Below are 18,233 nucleotides of genomic sequence, written 5' to 3' on the forward strand. Positions count from 1 at the left end.
AGGGATCGGAGGCTTTTTTTGTTTTTAAAAAGACTTTATTATTTATTGCTTTAAGGCTCTAAATTAATGTTATATATGTTTTAAGTGAATATAATTTAATGAATTTAATTATTCATTGTTTATATTAACTTTGTAGTGATAGCACATAATTTAAGATGTAGCTTCCTCTTTGAAACTTATATTTTAGAAGATTATGAAGGAGCTTCAATGGGAAATATACGAATATTCAATGTACTTAAGGAGGAAATGAACAATGGAATTTATGGGATTAAATGAATTAAGGGAAGCGTATTTGAAATTTTTTGAAAGCAAAGAGCATTTAAGATTGCCAAGTTACTCCTTGGTTCCTAAGAATGACAAAAGTTTACTTTTGATAAATGCAGGGATGGCACCTCTTAAACCATATTTTACAGGACTTAGCAAACCAGAACGAAATAGAATAACAACATGCCAAAAATGTGTTAGAACTGGTGATATAGAGAATGTAGGAATAACATCTAGACATGCTACTTTTTTTGAAATGCTTGGTAATTTTTCTTTTGGAGATTATTTTAAAAATGAAGTAATTCCTTGGGCGTGGGAGTTTGTTACTGAAGTATTAAAAATGCCAAAAGACAAATTATTCGTGACTATTTATCTTGAGGATGATGAAGCTTATGAAATTTGGACGACTAAAACCGATGTTGATAAGTCTCATATTTTTAGATTAGGTAAAAAAGATAACTTCTGGGAGCATGGTGCAGGTCCTTGTGGTCCATGTACAGAAATACATTTTAACAGAGGAAATGCAGTGGTTACTACTGCAGAAGAATTTGAAGCTGCTGCTGATGAAGATAAGATAATTGAGTTTTGGAATTTAGTATTTACTCAATTTGATGGTGATGGTGAAGGAAATTATGAAAAACTAAAGAGTACTAATATAGATACTGGAGCAGGACTTGAAAGATTAGCTGCTATCATGCAAGGAAAAGAATCTATTTTTGAAGTAGATACAATGAATAATATTTTAACTGAGGTTACAAAGGTAGCTGGTATTAAATACGGTGATAATGCTAAAAATGATATTTCTATAAGAATAATCACAGACCATGTAAGAAGTGTAACTTTCTTAATTAGTGATGGGGTTATGCCTTCAAATGAAGGAAGAGGTTATGTACTTAGAAGGCTTTTAAGAAGAGCAGCTCGTCACGGAAAACAGTTAGGTATAAAAGAAGCTTTCTTATGTAATATTTGTGATGTTGTAATAAGAGATAGCAAAGAAGCTTACCCTGAACTAGACGAGAAAGCTGATTATATTAAAAAGGTTATACGTCTTGAGGAAGATAGATTTAGAGAAACTATAGATTCTGGCATGGAAATATTAATGAGCTATGTTGAAGAGATGAAACAAGAGAATTCTGATACTTTAGCTGGTGAAAAAGCATTTAAACTCTATGATACTTATGGGTTTCCAATTGAATTAACACAAGAAATTTTAGAAGAGATGAACTACAAAATCGATAAAGATGGCTTTACAAAAGAAATGAATGATCAAAGAGAAAGAGCAAGAAGTGCCAGAGAAACAAGCAACTATATGGGAACAGATATAAAGGTATTGGACACAATTTCTCAAGATATAAAAACCGAATTTGATGGTTATGGTAAGACTAAATTAACTTCTAAGGTTGTAATGATTATTGAAAATGACGAATTTGTCAATACTATTGAAGAGGGCCAAAAGGGGATAATCCTTGCTGAAGTGACACCTTTTTATGCAGAAATGGGTGGACAGATTGGCGATACTGGAGAAATATATAATGAAAATTTCAAAGCAATTGTTATAGATACAAAAAAGAATATATCTGGCAAAATTGCACATTATGTTGAAATAAAAGAAGGAAAATTGACATTAGATGAAGAAATAATATTACAGGTAGATGAGAAGAGAAGGGATGAAATCAGAAAAAATCACACAGCTACACATATGATTAATAAGGCATTAAGCTTAGTTTTAGGTAGTCATGTCCACCAAGCTGGTTCTTTAGTAACAGCAGAAAGATTAAGATTTGATTTTTCACATTTTACTGCAATGACTGAAGAAGAAATTTTTAAAGTTGAAAAGCTTGTAAATGATGAAATTGAGAAGCTTACTGAGGTAAATACAGAAGAGATGAGCCTTGCTGTGGCTAAAGAAAAGGGAGCTGTAGGAATATTTGATGACAAATACTCTGATGTAGTTAGAGTTGTTAATGTAGGTGATTTTAGCTCTGAACTTTGCGGTGGAATACACATCGACAATATAGGGAAAATTGGTTTAGTTAAAATAACGTCTGAAACAGGAATTGCGGCAGGTACAAGAAGAATTGAGGCAGTTGTTGGAGCAAATGCTATTCAATACATGGAAGAGAAGGCTCAGTTGTTAAAAGAAGCCTCAGCACTTCTAAAGACTATGCCTAATGAAATAGTTCAAAGGATACAACTTCTTCTTTCAGATGTTAAAGATAAAGAAAAAGAAATTGAAAAACTAAAGAGTAAACTTGCTAGTGGTGAAGAAGAAAATATTTTAGCTTCTGTAAAAGAAGTAAAAGGAATAAAAGTTGCAGCTTATGCACTTAAAGGTATAGATGCTAATGGTTTAAGAGAGCTTGCTGATAAAGTAAGGGATAAAGTGGGCGACGGATTAGTTGTACTTGGAAGTGTTATGGATGAGAAGGTTTCTTTAGTAGCAATGGCAACGAAAGAAGCAGTAAATAAAGGTATACATTGTGGCAAGATAATTAAAGAAATTTCTGCTATCGTCGGCGGCGGTGGCGGTGGAAGACCAGATATGGCACAAGCTGGAGGTAAGGACCCAGCAAAAGTAGAAAAAGCAATAGGTGAGGTTCTAAATATAGTAGATACATTAGTGAAATAGTATACATTTTTCTAATATTGATTTATAATTATATTAAGAAACTCGGCAAAAAAGTAAAGGGGTGAGCTATATGGCAAACACCAATAATGAATTCACTATTGAATTTGATGCAGTAAAAAATCAAAAGGATTTAACAAAAGCGGTATTAGATGAGGTTTATAAATCTTTAGAAGAAAAGGGCTACAATCCAATCGATCAATTAGTAGGATATCTTATATCAGGTGACCCGACATATATTACTAACTATAATGGAGCACGTTCATTAGTTAGAAAGTTAGAAAGATACGAAATACTTGAAGAGGTTCTAAAAGCTTATCTTGATTTAAAATAAAAGTGCCGTCAAGGCATTTTTATTTTTAATAATGGAATAATAAAGGAGAGAACAATGAGGGTTCTAGGACTTGATGTGGGCAACAAAACTATAGGCGTAGCAGTAAGTGATCCCTTAGGATTTACAGCGCAAGGTATTACAACCATAAATAGGAAAAATATCAAAACAGATATTGAAACTGTTGTTAATTACTGCAATGAATATACGGTGGATACGATAGTAGTAGGTTTACCGAAAAATATGAACGGAACTCTTGGACCTCAGAGTGAGAAGGTCATGGCTTTTGTCGAAAAGCTTAAGAAGAACACAGATATAAACATTAAAATGTGGGATGAACGTTTAACAACAGTAGCAGCTCATAAGGCAATGTTGGAAGCAGACTTATCTAGAGCAAAAAGAAATAAAATCGTAGATAAGGTAGCAGCTACATACATTTTACAAGGTTATTTAGATAGTATATAAGAAGAGGTGGAGTAGATGGAAGAAAAGACAGGAACTATAGTTTTAAGTGACGAAAATGGTATAGAAACTGAATTTGAAATTATAACTAGATTAGTTATAGAAGATACTAATAAAGAATATGTTGTGGTAATTCCAGTAGATGAAGATGAGGATGTAGACCCTATTGCTTTAAGAATAGAAGAAACTGAAGAAGGTGACTTTTTATTTTTACCAATAGAAGATGATGAAGAATTTGAAATGGTTTCTGAAGCTTTTGATCTAGCTAATATTGATGAAGAGTAAAGTGATATGAGTATGTTAAAAAGAAGGCAGGAAATGGAGAATATCCTCCAATACTTAAAAGAAAAAGGGTATAAGTTAACTCATCAAAGAAAAGTGGTACTTGAAGTTATAATTGATAACGTTGGCAATCACTTAACTGTTGAGGAATTATACGAACTTGTTAAAAAACAGTATCCAGATATAGGACTTGCAACAGTTTATAGAACTATTCAGTTGTTGGAAGAAATGGGATTAGTGTTAAGATTAGAACTTGACCATCATGGTATAGCAAGGTATGAACTTGTAAATGAAGCTGAGAATCATCAGCATCATCATTTAATATGCAATAGGTGCAAAAAAGTTACTGAAGTAGAAGAAGATCACCTAGAGATTCTGGAGAATGAAATAGAAAAAAAATATAATTTTAAAATAGAAAATCATAGTTTAAAGTTTTATGGTTTATGTGAAGAATGCAAAAGGAATTCTTAACAAAGGAGGGGAAACATGCGTAAAGAAAAATCAAGTGAAAAAAGTAAAATTAAAATAATACCTTTAGGTGGAATTAGTGAAATCGGCAAAAATATGACCTTGATAGAGTATAAGGATGAACTTATTATAGTAGATTGTGGGTTAAAGTTCCCAGAAGATGAGATGTTTGGTATTGACTTAGTTATACCAGATATAACTTATTTGCTTAAGAATAAGGATAGAATAAAAGGAATATTTTTAACACATGGACATGAGGATCATATAGGTGCACTTCCATATATTTTGAAACAAATTAATATACCAGTATATGGGACAAAACTCACCTTAGGTATAGTAGAAACAAAATTGAAAGAACATAATTTATTAAGTACTGTAGAACTTATTAAAGTTGCCTCAAAGGACATAGTTAAGTTAGATAAGATATCTGTAGAATTTATTGGAGTAAGTCATAGCATAGCAGATGCTTGCTCTATTGCGATTCATACGCCACTTGGAGTAATACTTCATACCGGAGACTTTAAGATTGATTTTACACCTACAAGAAAGGTATTTCCGGATTTAGCGAGGTTTGCAGAATTAGGAAGAAAAGGTGTTCTGTGTATGCTAGCAGATAGTACAAATGTTGAGAGACCGGGATATACTAAATCTGAAAGTGTTGTTGGTGAAACCTTTATGAATATTTTTTCAAAGGCAAAGGGAAGAATAATAGTTGCTACTTTTGCTTCAAATGTTCATAGGATTCAACAAATTATTAATTCGGCAGAAAGGTATGGAAAGAAAGTAGCTGTTTCAGGTAGAAGTCTTGAAAATGTTACAGGTGTAGCTTTAGAACTTGGGTATTTGACTGCAGAAGAAGACACTTTGGTAAGTGTAGATGCCATAAATAGATACAATGATGATAAGGTAGTTATTGTAACTACTGGTAGTCAAGGTGAACCAATGTCTGCCTTATCTAGAATGGCATATAATGAACATAGAAAGCTTAATATAAAGTCTGGAGATACTGTTATTTTATCTGCATCACCGATACCCGGAAATGAAAGACTTGTTTCAAGAGTAATAAACCAATTATTTAGAAAAGGTGCTGATGTTATTTACTCTGGTATTGCTGAGGTTCACGTTTCAGGGCATGCTTGCCAAGAAGAGTTGAAATTGATGCATACATTGGTTAAGCCTAAACATTTTGTACCTGCTCATGGAGAATATAGACATCTTAAGAAACATTGTGAACTTGCTGTGGAACTTGGTTTGGATCCAAATAGAACATTGATCCCAGAACTTGGTGATATAATAGAAGTTTCTAGAGATGGAATAAAACGTAATGGGACAGTGGTATGTGGTCAAGTGTTTGTAGATGGTCTTGGAGTTGGAGATGTAGGAAATATTGTTTTAAGAGATAGAAAACATCTTTCACAAGACGGTATACTAACAGTAGTAGTGACTATAGAAAAAAGTAGTGGTAGTGTTATAGCAGGACCAGATATAATATCTAGAGGTTTTGTATACGTAAGAGAATCAGAAGATTTAATGGATCGAGCAAGGGCTATTGTCAAGGAAGTTCTTCAAAAATGTGAAGAAGACAATATAACAGAATGGTCAACTATAAAAGGAAACATAAAAGAAGCTTTAAGAGTTTACTTATATGAAAAAACTAAGAGAAAACCGATGATTTTACCAATTATTATGGAAATATAGCTACTTAAATTGAAGAAAATGTTATGTGATTTAAAAAACATCACCGCTTTAATTGACATTTACATTCATTAGCATTAAAATGATATAGGAAAATATAATTGGATACTTTCAAGTATCCAATTTTTTTAAGTATATATATGTAGAAATGTGCTATAAATTGGAGGAAGATTGATGAGCCTATATACAAGAGAAGATATAAGAAACATAGCAATAATTGCACACGTTGACCATGGTAAAACTACGTTAGTAGATGCATTATTTAAGCAAAGCCACGTTTACAGAGAAAATGAAAAAATTCAAGAGAGGGTTATGGACTCAAATGATCTTGAAAAAGAAAGAGGAATAACTATTTTATCTAAGAATACAGCAGTAATGCATAATGGAGTTAAAATAAATATAGTAGACACTCCTGGTCATGCTGACTTTGGAGGAGAAGTTGAACGTGTTTTAAAAATGGTAGACAGCGTATTGCTTCTAGTAGACTCATACGAAGGACCAATGCCACAAACTAAATTCGTTCTAAAGAAAGCTTTAGAATTACATTTAAAACCAATTGTTGTTATAAATAAAATAGATAAACCTGACCAAAGGGCAGAAGAAGTTGTTGATGAAGTAATTGATTTATTTATAGAACTTGGTGCTGATGATGATCAATTAGAGTTCCCAGTTATATACGCTTCTGCAAGAGCTGGAATAGCTAAGGGTTCTATGGACGACGAAAGTGAAACTATGGAGCCATTATTCAATGCTATTTTAGAACATGTTGAACCACCAAAGGGAGAATTAGATGCTCCACTTCAAATGTTGGTAACAACTATTGATTCAAATGAATATGTTGGAAGAATTTCAGTTGGAAAAATTGAAAGAGGTTCAATTAAGAAAAATCAAAATGTTGCTCTAATAAGAAGAGACGGTTCAATTTCAAATAACAAAATCTCTGCACTTTTTGTTTATGATGGATTAAAAAGAGTAGAAACTGACCAAGCATCACTTGGTGATATAGTTGCAATTGCTGGATTAAGCGATACAAATATAGGAGAAACTATAGCTGATTCAGCAAATCCAGAAGCACTTCCATTTGTAGAAATTGATGAACCAACTATAACTATGAACTTTATGGTTAATAACTCACCTTTTGCTGGTAAAGAAGGAGATTTTGTTACATCAAGACACTTAAGAGATAGATTACTTAAAGAAACAGAAACAAATGTATCTTTGAGAGTTGAGGAAACAGATCAAGCGGAAGTTTTTAAAGTAAGTGGTAGAGGAGAATTACACTTATCAATACTTATTGAAACTATGAGAAGAGAAGGCTATGAATTCCAAGTTTCAAAACCAAGCGTTATAGTAAAAGAAGAAGATGGAGTAAAACTTGAGCCAATTGAACGTCTTACAATTGATGTTCCAGAAGAATTTATGGGTGCTGTTATAGAAAAACTAGGACCTAGAAAAGGCGAAATGGTCAATATGACTTCAGCAATCAATGGTTATACAAGAATAGAATTTGATATACCATCAAGGGGTTTACTTGGATATAGAAGTGAATTTATAACTGATACAAAGGGTAACGGAATAATGAACTCAGTACTTAAGGACTTTGAACCTTATAGAGGAGATATACCAGAAAGAAGCAGAGGGTCTCTTGTTGCTTTTGAAAACGGAACAGCAATAACTTATGGATTATTCAACGCACAAGAAAGAGGAAGATTATTCATAGGAGCTGGAGTCGATGTATATGGTGGTATGATAGTTGGTGAATGTTCAAGAGCTCAAGATATAGATGTAAATGTTTGTAAGAAAAAACACTTATCAAACACAAGATCATCAGGAGCTGATGATGCTTTAAAACTAGTACCTATTACTGAAATGACTTTAGAACAATGTATTGAATTCGTTCAATCCGATGAATTAGTTGAAATTACACCTAAAAATATTAGACTAAGAAAAAGATTATTAAATGCTGAAGAAAGAAAAAGAGCAAATAGAAGCTAATAATCTAAAAAGGCGTGAGTACTATGGGGAGAAAGTTAAAACTAATATTTTTTATATTAATAGTTTTAGTGGGATTAGTGACAGTGTCAGGTGTTGTTTACTATGAAAGAGTCAGCGAAAAACCTTTTAATGTATCTGAAGAAAAAAAGATAACTGTAGAAGAAAATTCAAATTTCAATAGCATCATAGATGAACTTACTTCAGCAAATCTTATAAAGAACAAATATATATTAAAAATATATCTAAAATTGAATGATATAAATAGCAAGGTAGTTCCGGGAACTTATGAAATAGGTGAGAATCTCTCCTTTAAGGATTTTATGACGAAAATAAATAACGGAGATATTGACGAGGAATTAATCAAAGTAACAATTCCTGAAGGTTATACTGTTGATGATATAAGCAGTTTATTAGAGAAGAGTGAAATAATTAATGCTAATGATTTTAAGGCTGCTGTTAAAGCGTATAATGTTCCAAGTTATATCAAAATATCAAAAGATAAACGATATAATCTTGAAGGTTATTTATTTCCTAACACATATCAATTTAAAAAAGGAGAAAGTGGAGAGAATATAATAAAGGAACTTCTTAAAACTTTTGAAGATACACTGAGTACTATAAAATCTCAAGCTGGTGGAAAAATAACAGATGAAAATTTAGATTCTGTAATGACTATGGCTTCAATGATAGAAAAAGAATCTAGACTAGATGAAGAAAGAGCAGTTGTTGCATCTGTTATTAATAATAGACTAAATAAGGATATGATGCTTCAAATAGACGCAACAGTACTTTATGCACTAGGGATTCATAAGGATGTTGTGACTTTTGAAGACCTAAAGGTAGGATCACCCTTTAATACGTATTTTATTAAGGGGTTACCAGTAGGTCCTATCTGTAGTCCGGGAGAAAAATCAATAATGGCAGCACTTAATCCATCACAAACTGATTATTTATATTATGTGCTTTCAGTAGATAAAACATCACATTATTTCACAAATAATTACGATGATTTTGAGAATAAATTAAAAGAATTAGGTTATTAATGGAGGTTATTAATGAACGGTATAACTTTTGACTATATGGAAGAGTATTTAAGAAATTTAATTCCTGAGAATCAGGGACTTTTAGGGGAATTAGAAGAGTATGCAAAAGAGAATAGAGTTCCTATAGCTCAAAAGGAAACAATTAACTTCTTAAGAACAATGATAGCTATTAAAAAACCCAAAAGAGTCTTAGAGTTAGGTACTGCCATTGGATACTCCGCTATTACCATTGCGCAGACCTTCCCTTGTGAAGTTACAACTGTTGAAAGAAATCCTGAGATGGTAGAACTTGCAAAAAAATATATAGAAGAAGCAAAACTTCAAGATAAGATAAAGGTTGAAGTTGGGGATTGTATGGATATTTTAGAAAAACTTCAAGAGCCTTTTGATCTGATATTTATGGATGCTGGAAAGGGTCATTACAATCACTTTCTTCCTCATTGTTTAAGACTATTAAATAGAGACGGTATTATAATTGCAGATAATGTTCTATTTAGAGGTATGGTAGCCAATGATCAACTTGTTAGTAAAAGAAAAATTACTATAGTGAAAAGAATGAGAAAGTATCTTGATATTGTTTCAAAGGATCCAAACCTTTATACATCTGTAATACCTATGGGAGATGGTATTGCAGTAACTACAAGGAGGGAATGACATGAAGAAACCAGAACTTTTAGCACCAGCTGGTAATTTAGATAAACTTAAAGCTGCTATAAACTTTGGAGCAGATGCAGTGTATTTAGGTGGAACTAGATTAAACTTAAGAGCTTTTGCTGATAATTTTACTACAGAAGAGTTAATTGAAGGTATTGAATTTGCTCATTCAAGAGGTAAAAAGCTTTATGTAACATTAAATGTAATTCCACATAATGAAGATTTGGTTGGAATTGAAGATTATTTAAAAGAATTATATGAATTAGGTGTAGATGCTATAATAGCAGCGGACCCAGGAATTATAATGATTGCTCAAGAAACTGTTCCAGGTTTGGAAATTCATTTAAGCACTCAAGCAAATAGTGTAAATCATAAGTCAGGAGTTTTCTGGCATAAAGCTGGTGTAAAGAGAATTGTTATAGCAAGAGAAATGAGTCTTAAGGATATAAAAGAACTTAGAGAAACCTTACCTGAAACTTGTGAGATTGAAGCCTTTATTCATGGCTCAATGTGCATGTCTTATTCAGGAAGATGCTTGTTATCAAATTATTTAACAGGAAGAGATTCAAATAGAGGTACATGTGCACAACCATGCAGGTTCAAGTATCATTTAGTTGAAGAAAAAAGACCTGGGGAATATTTTCAGATAACAGAAGATGAACACGGAACATACATTATGAACTCTAAAGATTTATGCATGATTGAACATATAGAGGAATTAATGGAATCAGGGATTGATTCCTTTAAAATTGAAGGAAGAATGAAGAGTGCATACTATGTTGCTTCAGTGGTTAAAGCTTATAGAGAGGCAATAGATAGTTATCTTGAAGATCCTTCAAATTATAAATTTAATCCAAAATGGAATGAATATCTTTTAAAACCTAGTCATAGACCATATACAACTGGTTTTTATTTTGGTGATGATGAAGTAAAACAGCATTATGAAAGTGCTTCTTATATTAGGGAGTTCGATATTGTAGGTGTTGTTAGAGATTTTGATAAGGATACTAAAATTGCTACAATTGAACAGAAGAACAAAGTATACAATGGTGATGTTGTAGAAGTGCTAGTTCCAAAGGGGGAAAACTTTACCATTACTTTAGCTGATATGAGAAACAAAAAAGGAGAAAGTATCGAGAGTGCTCCTTCTGCACAAATGATTTTTACAATTAAATGTGACAAGGAACTTCAAAAGGATGATATGCTTATAAAAAGTAAGGGTGATAACAAATGAAGAGACCAGTTTTAATTGGAATTACTGGTGGTACTGGTTCGGGGAAGAGTACTATTTCAAGAGAAATATGTAGTAAATTTCATGAAAATAATATAACTATGATTGAACAAGATTCTTATTATAAAGATCAAAGTTCTTTATCTTTTGAAGAAAGGATAAAGACTAATTACGATCATCCAGATGCTTTTGATACAGAATTATTCGTAGAGCATTTAAAGGATCTTATTCAAGGAAAAAGTATAGAAAAACCTCAATACGATTTTGAAAAACATAATAGAAAGCTAGAGACTGTCTTAGTTGAGCCAAAACAAATTATTATTGTTGAAGGGATTTTAGTGCTTCAAGAGAAAGCTGTTAGAGATCTTTTAGATATAAAAATATTTGTAGATACGGATTCAGATGTTAGAATAATAAGAAGACTAGTGAGAGACATAAATGAAAGAGGAAGAACATTAGATTCTGTCATAAATCAATATCTTAATTATGTAAGACCAATGCATCTGCAGTTTACAGAACCTTCCAAAAGATATGCAGACATAATAATTCCTGAAGGTGGTCAAAATCTTGTTGCCATAGAGTTATTAGTTGCAAATATAGAGCGTATAATTAATAGTATATAATATATATAAAGCGTTTGTGAAATTAACTTAAGTTTAATTCACAGATGCTTTTATATTTGAAGCAAGTTTTAGGTTGATTTTGCATATTATAACTATAAGCACTTTTAGGAGGATTGACATTGTTAACCTTCAGTTTAATGAACTTGATAGTAAATATGACCATGTTATCTGGCTATATTAGTAATGGGAATTCATTCCCTAAGCCTCTAGAAGAAGAAGAGGAGAAATATCATTTACAAAAGCTAAAGGAAGGTGACTTGCTATCTAAAAGTATTTTAGTTGAAAGGAATCTAAGATTAGTTGCACATATTGTGAAAAAATATTCAGGTGTAGGGAAAGATTCAGATGAATTAATATCAATAGGAACTGTTGGCTTAATTAAGGCTATAGACTCCTTTAATGTTGATAAAGGAACAAGACTTGCGACCTATGCAGCAAGATGTATAGAAAATGAACTCTTGATGCTTATAAGAAATAGCAAGAAAACAAAAGGAGAAGTATATTTGCAAGATCCTATAGGTGTTGATAAAGAAGGTAATGAAATTTCGTTAATGGACGTGCTTAGCAGCGAAGAAGATTCAGTTATTGAAATTGTTGAGAATAATATGCAGATAGCTAAACTATATGAAGAGATAGAAAAATGTCTAAAAGGACGAGAAAAAACAATAATCCAAATGAGATATGGACTTATCAATGGAAAGCCAAAGACACAAAGAGAAATAGCACTGCTTTTAGGAATTTCTAGGTCTTACGTTTCTAGAATAGAAAAAAGAGCTCTAAAAAAATTATACAAGTATTTATCAGTAAATGTTAATGGTTAAAAAGCATCCTATTTAAGAATTTTTTCTTAAATAGGATGCTTTTTTAAGAAAAAAGTTTATTATATTATAAATTCCCCTTGATTTAAGATAGATATATATATTATTATTATTAATATATAATAATAGATAAAATGTGACGGGGGATAAATACGCATGGACTTAAATGAAATGCTAAATAAAGTAGCGGAAAAAAGAGCATCGGATTTACACTTGACTGTTGGTGTACCACCAATGATAAGGGTAAATGGGGAATTGACTCCACTTGGTTCTGATATTCTTAAACCAGATGATACAAAAGCTTTTACTAAGCAAATATTAGGCGATGAAAGTTATGAGAAATATATAGAGAATGGGGAAATTGATATTTCATATTCTATGAGTGGTACTGGTAGATATAGAGTAAATATATATAAACAAAGAGGTAGTGATGCTCTAGCTTTAAGATCAGTAGGGCTTGCTATTCCATCTCTTAAATCTTTAGAAATGCCATCTATACTAACGGAACTTTCAAATAAAAAGAGAGGTCTTGTATTAATTACTGGGCCAACTGGTAGTGGTAAAACCACTACGTTAGCTGCGATGATTAATGAAATAAATGCTTCAAGAGCTCAGCATATTATAACTCTTGAAGATCCAATTGAATATATGCATAAACATAATAAATGTATTGTTAATCAAAGAGAAATAGGAAAAGACAGCAAGAGTTATGCAGATGCACTTAGAGCTGTTTTAAGAGAAGACCCGGACGTAATATTGATTGGAGAAATGAGAGATCTAGAAACCATTTCAATTGCTATTACAGCAGCTGAAACAGGACATTTAGTATTATCTACTCTTCATACAATTGGAGCAGCAAAAACAATAGATAGAATAATTGATGTATTTCCTCCACACCAGCAACAGCAAGTTAGAGTTCAGCTTTCAGCAGTACTACAAGGAGTAGTATCACAACAATTGGTTCCAACAGTTGATGGAAATGGTAGAGTAGCAGCGTTAGAAACTATGATTGTTACTCCTGGAATACAGAACCTAATTAGAGAAGGAAGATCACATCAAATTCAATCTTCTGTACAAACAGGAAGTAAATATGGAATGAAGACTATGGATATGTCTATTGTAGAATTATACAAGAAGAAAATCATTTCGTATGAAACAGCCATGTTATTTGCAGTAGAAAAGGATATGGTTGAGAGAATGATTACATTATAAAAAAAGAGCCTTAGGCTCTTTTTTTAAAATGAAAAATAATCTATGATTTTTGGACAATTAGATGGAAAACTACCTAAAATCTTTTTAGTCGTTGTTTCGTCCTTTATAATATTCTTACTGGTTTTAACAGATGAAGAATTAGTATTCATACGTATTTCCTCCTATTTGTATAAATTTATATGCTTTAGAAATAATACAAATAGGAACTTTACAAATAGGATTTATAATAAAAAACCTGGGAAAACATGATTATTACAACCTTTCATAAAATTCTCTTGCAATGTTGTTTTTCCTATTTCATTATATCATTAATCAAAAATTCAATCAATTTTAAAAAAAACGTATAAAACAGCTAAAAAATCAGTTAAATCTATTTTATTTCAAAGGAATATATGTTATATGTAGTTTTACTCATAAATCCTGTATTTTTATTCACTATTCATATATTTGAGAGAAAATGAGGTTGTTGTAAAAGAAGATATTTACTTGGAAATAAAAAAATAATTATTTGACTCAATGATAAATACTATAATTTTGTTATAGTATTTCTGATTACTTTGTGCTAAAATAGTTCTTGGATTAGGGGGGATAATCAGTGCAATTAATTACTGATATTTTATTAAGCATAGGATATTTCTCGTCAAAAGTAGTGTTTATAATTTCATTATACTATGTTGTAATGTCGATTTTTGGATTATATAAAGGCAAAAAGAAGGCAGATTCAGTGCCTACTAAAAGATTTGCATTAATAATCGCTGCACATAATGAAGAAATGGTTATAAAATATAGCATAGATAGTTTGAAAAAGTTAGATTATCCGGAAGAGCTATATGATATATTTTTAATCGCTGATAACTGTGATGATAAAACTGCTGAAATTGGTGAAAAATCAGGTGCGTTAGTTTTTGAAAGAAAAAGCATCGATAAAAGAGGAAAAGGATATGCTCTTGAATGGATGTTTGCAAAGTTATTTAAAATGGAAAAACAATATGATGCTGTTGCAATTTTTGATGCTGATAATTTAGTTTCAAGGAATTTCTTAAAGGAAATGAATAATAAACTTTGTGAAGGATATTCTGCTGTTCAGGGATATCTTGATAGTAAAAATCCTAACGATTCATGGATTACAGGTGGTTATTCTATAGGATTTTGGCAAGCAAACAGAATGATGCAACTAGCTAAATCGAATTTGAACTTTTCAAATCAGATTGGTGGTACTGGATTCTGTATAACTGTTGATACTCTTAAAAAGTTTGGATGGGGTGCTACTTGTTTAACAGAAGATTTAGAGTTTACATGTAAGCTCATCTTAAATGGTGAGAAGGTTGGTTGGGCTCATGATGCGCTTATTTATGATGAAAAACCAATAACATTAAAGCAATCTTGGAATCAAAGAAAACGATGGATGCAAGGATATGCAGATGTCGCAAGCAGATATTTCTTTGAGTTAGTTAAAAAGGGAATCAAGAAAAGAAGTTGGACGATGCTTGATTGTGCATTATATAGCATTCAGCCATACTTCACTATACTTATAGGAATATCTACTCTATTCATTTTTAGGAATTACATAAATGCTTTCATTTTTGATAACCTAAATAAGGTGTTTGATATTTCAAGTGTTCCGAGTATGATTTTTACAATTGCTTCTTTAATAGTAGCTATACTTTATACACCTTTTGTACTATGGCTTGATAAAAAACTTACCTTAAAGACTATGTTATGGTATGTGCTTTACCCAATATACACTTTAACTTGGGTACCTATCTCTATTCAAGGGATTATAGACAGGAATAAAAAGGAATGGTCTCATACTTCACATACTCGAAGTGTAGAGATTTCAGAGTTAGAAAAAATATAAAGGGTGGGATTCCACCCTTTTGTTTTTTTATGAACAAATATTAATATATTTAAAAAAAAGATTAACAATATTTTTATAAAATGACTTAAAAAAAAGAGGAATATTGATGAGCATGTTGAATAAATAGCAATGTGGGTTCTCTTATTAAGGAGGTTAACTTTAATGAGTGATTATATTGTGGGGTTAGATATTGGATCATCTAAGGTATGTATGGCTGTTGGAAGAACGCAGGTTAATGGCGAAATTCAGATAATAGGTCTTACCTCAGTTCAATGCGAAGGTATCAAGAAGGCTGTGGTGGTGGATATAGATAAAACTTCACAAGCTATTCTAGAATGCAAAAAACAAATAGAAAAGATTGTGGATATAGATATTAAGGAAGTTTTTTTATCTTTACCTAGCTCAATTTGTCAGTTAGTTTGGAATAAAGGGATTGTTGTTATATCTTCTGACGATAAAGAAGTCAAAGAAAGTGACATTGAAAGAGTATTAGAGTCAGCTAAAATGATCACAGTTCCTAATAATATGAAGATAATAGGTGTTGAACCTCTTCAGTATATAATCGATGGATACGAAAATATTAAGGAACCAATAGGAATGAGCGGTAATCGCTTGGAATTAGATTCTTTTGTAATCTTAGCAGAAGATACTGTTATAAATAATCTGTTTAAGAGCATAACAAAAGCAGGTATTATTATAAAATCCAATGTTTTTCAACCTACAGCTTTATCAAAAACTGTGCTCAAGAAGGGTGAGTTAGAAATTGGTGCAGTAATTGTTGATGTAGGTTCTGAGACAACTGATATTTCCATCTTTAAGGATGGAAAGCTGCTATTTAATGAATCGTTGACTGTTGGTGGGAATACAATAACTAGCGATATATCTTTATGTTTAAAGCTTATGATTAATGAAGCCGAAAAGTTAAAGATAATGCATGGAGATTTATCTATGCAAGAAGTGAATAACAAAATTAAGATATCTGGAGCCTATAATAACGAAGTGGAAATTGAACAATCATTATTAAATGAGATAATTTATGCAAGGGTAGAAGAGATTCTATTAATGATTAAAGAATCTATAATAAATAGTGGTTATTATGATGAATTGTCTGGTATAGTAATTGTAGGTGGAGGCCTTGGAGCTTTCAAAGGAAGTCTTGAACTTACGAGAAAGATATTAAATAAGCCATGTAGAATTGAAAATGGTAAGTTTATAGGTGTATCAAATCCTATATATGTTGGTGCTATCTCTGTCGTTAATGATGTTTATGAATATTATAGTCAACAGTTTAAAGAAATTGCTTGTGACGACGATAAAATAGATGAGACGATTAATGAGGAAATAGAAGATTCAGATAAAATGACAGGAATTATTTCTAAGTTTAAACGATTTATAGAAGAATTTTTTTAGAAACTTGAATTATAGGAGGTTGTCGTTGTGTTAGATTTTGATGTGGACTCTCAACAATTTGCCCAAATTAAGGTAATTGGTTGTGGTGGTGGTGGTAATAACGCCGTTAATAGAATGATAGAAAGTGGACTTAAAAATGTTGAATTCATTGCTGTAAATACAGATAAGCAAGCATTGACATTATCTCATGCAGCGCAAAAAATTCAAATAGGTGATAAATTAACCAAAGGTCTTGGCGCTGGAGCAAACCCTGAAATTGGGATGAAGGCGGCAGAAGAAAGTCACGAAGAAATTGCACAAGCACTTAAAGGAGCTGACATGGTTTTCATCACTGCGGGAATGGGTGGTGGAACAGGAACTGGTGCTGCACCAGTTGTTGCTGAGATAGCTAAGTCAATGGGAATACTTACTGTTGGTGTAGTTACAAAACCATTCCCTTTTGAAGGTAGAAAAAGAATGGTTCATGCAGATATGGGAATAAAGAATCTAAAGGAAAAGGTTGATACTCTTGTAACAATTCCCAATGAAAGATTACTTACAATGGTTGATAAAAAGACAACTTTACTTGAATCTTTCAAATTTGCAGATGAAATTTTAAGGCAAGGTGTTCAAGGTATATCTGACCTTATAACTGTGCCAGGTCTTGTAAATCTAGATTTTGCTGATGTAAAGACTGTTATGTCAGATAAGGGTCTTGCTCATATGGGTGTTGGCAGAGGAAAAGGTGATAATAGAGCTGAGGATGCATCAAGAGAAGCTATTTCCTCACCACTTTTAGAAACAACTATAGCTGGAGCTACAGGTGTCTTAATTAATGTAACTGGTGGAGCAGATTTAGGATTACTTGAAATAAGTGAAGCAGCTAATATTGTTCAAGAAGCAGCAGATCCAGATGCAAATATAATTTTTGGTGCTGTAATAGATGAAAGCTTAAAGGATGAGGTAATAATTACAGTTATAGCTACTGGTTTTGAGAGCGATAAAATAGAAAAACCTATTTTCAAACCAGCTCCTACTCCAGAAGTACCTCAAAGTGCTGTTGAGAATGAAGTAGCTACTACAACTACAACAGGCTATACATCTGATAATATAGAAATACCTGCTTTTTTAAGAAGAAGAAAAATGTAATTTAATAAAAAAAGATGCTTTGTAGCTTTATGCTTTCAAAGCATCTTTTTTTATTTAAAATTATAAAATAATTCTTAACTTGAATTGTTGACTAATGGTTAAATATCATCAGACAGTAAAATTATTTTATATA

17 protein-coding genes and 1 other annotated feature (1 of these 18 cut by a window edge) are annotated in these 18,233 nt (G+C 31.7%); of the genes, 16 read left to right on the top strand and 1 reads right to left on the bottom strand.

The annotated features are described in order from the left end of the window. Position 1, top strand: a binding site (T-box leader); it begins 166 nt to the left of the window's first position. Positions 2-253: 252 nt separating this feature from the next. The 13 genes from alaS (at position 254) to CLOCEL_RS09240 (ending at position 13,704) form a co-directional block, all read left to right on the top strand. After that, a complete protein-coding gene (gene alaS / locus CLOCEL_RS09180) occupies positions 254-2,893 on the top strand; it encodes an alanine--tRNA ligase (RefSeq protein WP_010077212.1) in 2,640 nt (879 codons plus the stop codon). A gap of 70 nt (positions 2,894-2,963) precedes the next feature. Continuing rightward, positions 2,964-3,224, top strand: coding sequence for an IreB family regulatory phosphoprotein (locus CLOCEL_RS09185; RefSeq protein ID WP_010077211.1), 261 nt, complete (start codon positions 2,964-2,966; stop codon positions 3,222-3,224). Positions 3,225-3,278: 54 nt separating this feature from the next. After that, entirely contained in the window at positions 3,279-3,686 is a 408-nt protein-coding gene (gene ruvX / locus CLOCEL_RS09190) for a Holliday junction resolvase RuvX (protein WP_010077210.1), read from the top strand. Positions 3,687-3,701: 15 nt separating this feature from the next. Continuing rightward, positions 3,702-3,968, top strand: coding sequence for a DUF1292 domain-containing protein (locus CLOCEL_RS09195; RefSeq protein WP_010077209.1), 267 nt, complete (start codon positions 3,702-3,704; stop codon positions 3,966-3,968). A 6-nt stretch (positions 3,969-3,974) separates the two neighbouring features. Then, complete coding sequence (locus tag CLOCEL_RS09200; protein ID WP_010077208.1) at positions 3,975-4,436, top strand: Fur family transcriptional regulator; 462 nt, start codon at positions 3,975-3,977, stop codon at positions 4,434-4,436. 15 nt (positions 4,437-4,451) lie between these two features. Next, positions 4,452-6,131, top strand: a complete 1,680-nt coding sequence (locus CLOCEL_RS09205; RefSeq protein WP_010077207.1) for a ribonuclease J — start codon at positions 4,452-4,454, stop codon at positions 6,129-6,131. A 171-nt stretch (positions 6,132-6,302) separates the two neighbouring features. Further along, positions 6,303-8,123, top strand: a complete 1,821-nt coding sequence (gene typA, locus CLOCEL_RS09210) for a translational GTPase TypA (RefSeq protein ID WP_010077206.1) — start codon at positions 6,303-6,305, stop codon at positions 8,121-8,123. Positions 8,124-8,146: 23 nt separating this feature from the next. After that, positions 8,147-9,166, top strand: a complete 1,020-nt coding sequence (gene mltG, locus CLOCEL_RS09215) for an endolytic transglycosylase MltG (RefSeq protein ID WP_010077205.1) — start codon at positions 8,147-8,149, stop codon at positions 9,164-9,166. 12 nt (positions 9,167-9,178) lie between these two features. Further along, positions 9,179-9,820 carry an O-methyltransferase gene (locus CLOCEL_RS09220; protein WP_010077204.1) on the top strand — a complete coding sequence of 214 codons (642 nt, stop codon included), beginning with the start codon at positions 9,179-9,181 and terminating at the stop codon, positions 9,818-9,820. Between the two features lies 1 nt (position 9,821). Beyond that, the gene (locus CLOCEL_RS09225) at positions 9,822-11,054 is read left to right on the top strand and encodes a peptidase U32 family protein (RefSeq protein WP_010077203.1); all 1,233 of its coding nucleotides are present in this window, start codon (positions 9,822-9,824) and stop codon (positions 11,052-11,054) included. Beyond that, positions 11,051-11,674: a uridine kinase gene (gene udk, locus CLOCEL_RS09230; RefSeq protein ID WP_010077202.1), complete on the top strand. Its 624-nt coding sequence runs from the start codon at positions 11,051-11,053 to the stop codon at positions 11,672-11,674. The genes CLOCEL_RS09225 and udk overlap by 4 nt, the downstream gene beginning before the upstream one ends. Positions 11,675-11,793: 119 nt before the next feature. Further along, positions 11,794-12,495, top strand: a complete 702-nt coding sequence (gene sigK, locus CLOCEL_RS09235; protein WP_010077201.1) for an RNA polymerase sporulation sigma factor SigK — start codon at positions 11,794-11,796, stop codon at positions 12,493-12,495. A 153-nt stretch (positions 12,496-12,648) separates the two neighbouring features. Further along, positions 12,649-13,704: a type IV pilus twitching motility protein PilT gene (locus CLOCEL_RS09240; RefSeq protein ID WP_010077200.1), complete on the top strand. Its 1,056-nt coding sequence runs from the start codon at positions 12,649-12,651 to the stop codon at positions 13,702-13,704. Positions 13,705-13,727: 23 nt separating this feature from the next. Here CLOCEL_RS09240 and CLOCEL_RS23670 read toward each other — a convergent pair whose 3' ends face one another. Next, positions 13,728-13,853, bottom strand: a complete 126-nt coding sequence (locus CLOCEL_RS23670) for a hypothetical protein (RefSeq protein WP_010077199.1) — start codon at positions 13,851-13,853, stop codon at positions 13,728-13,730. Positions 13,854-14,299: 446 nt separating this feature from the next. On the opposite strand from CLOCEL_RS23670, the gene CLOCEL_RS09245 reads away from it, so the two are divergent. The 3 genes from CLOCEL_RS09245 to ftsZ all read left to right on the top strand — a co-directional run bounded on the left by CLOCEL_RS09245 (position 14,300) and on the right by ftsZ (position 18,100). After that, positions 14,300-15,562, top strand: coding sequence for a glycosyltransferase family 2 protein (locus tag CLOCEL_RS09245; RefSeq protein ID WP_010077198.1), 1,263 nt, complete (start codon positions 14,300-14,302; stop codon positions 15,560-15,562). Positions 15,563-15,724: 162 nt separating this feature from the next. Continuing rightward, on the top strand, positions 15,725-16,972 hold the full coding sequence (gene ftsA / locus CLOCEL_RS09250; RefSeq protein ID WP_010077197.1) for a cell division protein FtsA: 1,248 nt from the start codon (positions 15,725-15,727) through the stop codon (positions 16,970-16,972). Positions 16,973-16,999: 27 nt separating this feature from the next. Continuing rightward, a complete protein-coding gene (gene ftsZ / locus CLOCEL_RS09255; protein ID WP_010077196.1) occupies positions 17,000-18,100 on the top strand; it encodes a cell division protein FtsZ in 1,101 nt (366 codons plus the stop codon). Positions 18,101-18,233: the final 133 nt, after the last annotated feature.

Origin of the sequence: Clostridium cellulovorans 743B (genome assembly GCF_000145275.1) — a bacterium.
Lineage (GTDB): Bacteria > Bacillota > Clostridia > Clostridiales > Clostridiaceae > Clostridium_K > Clostridium_K cellulovorans.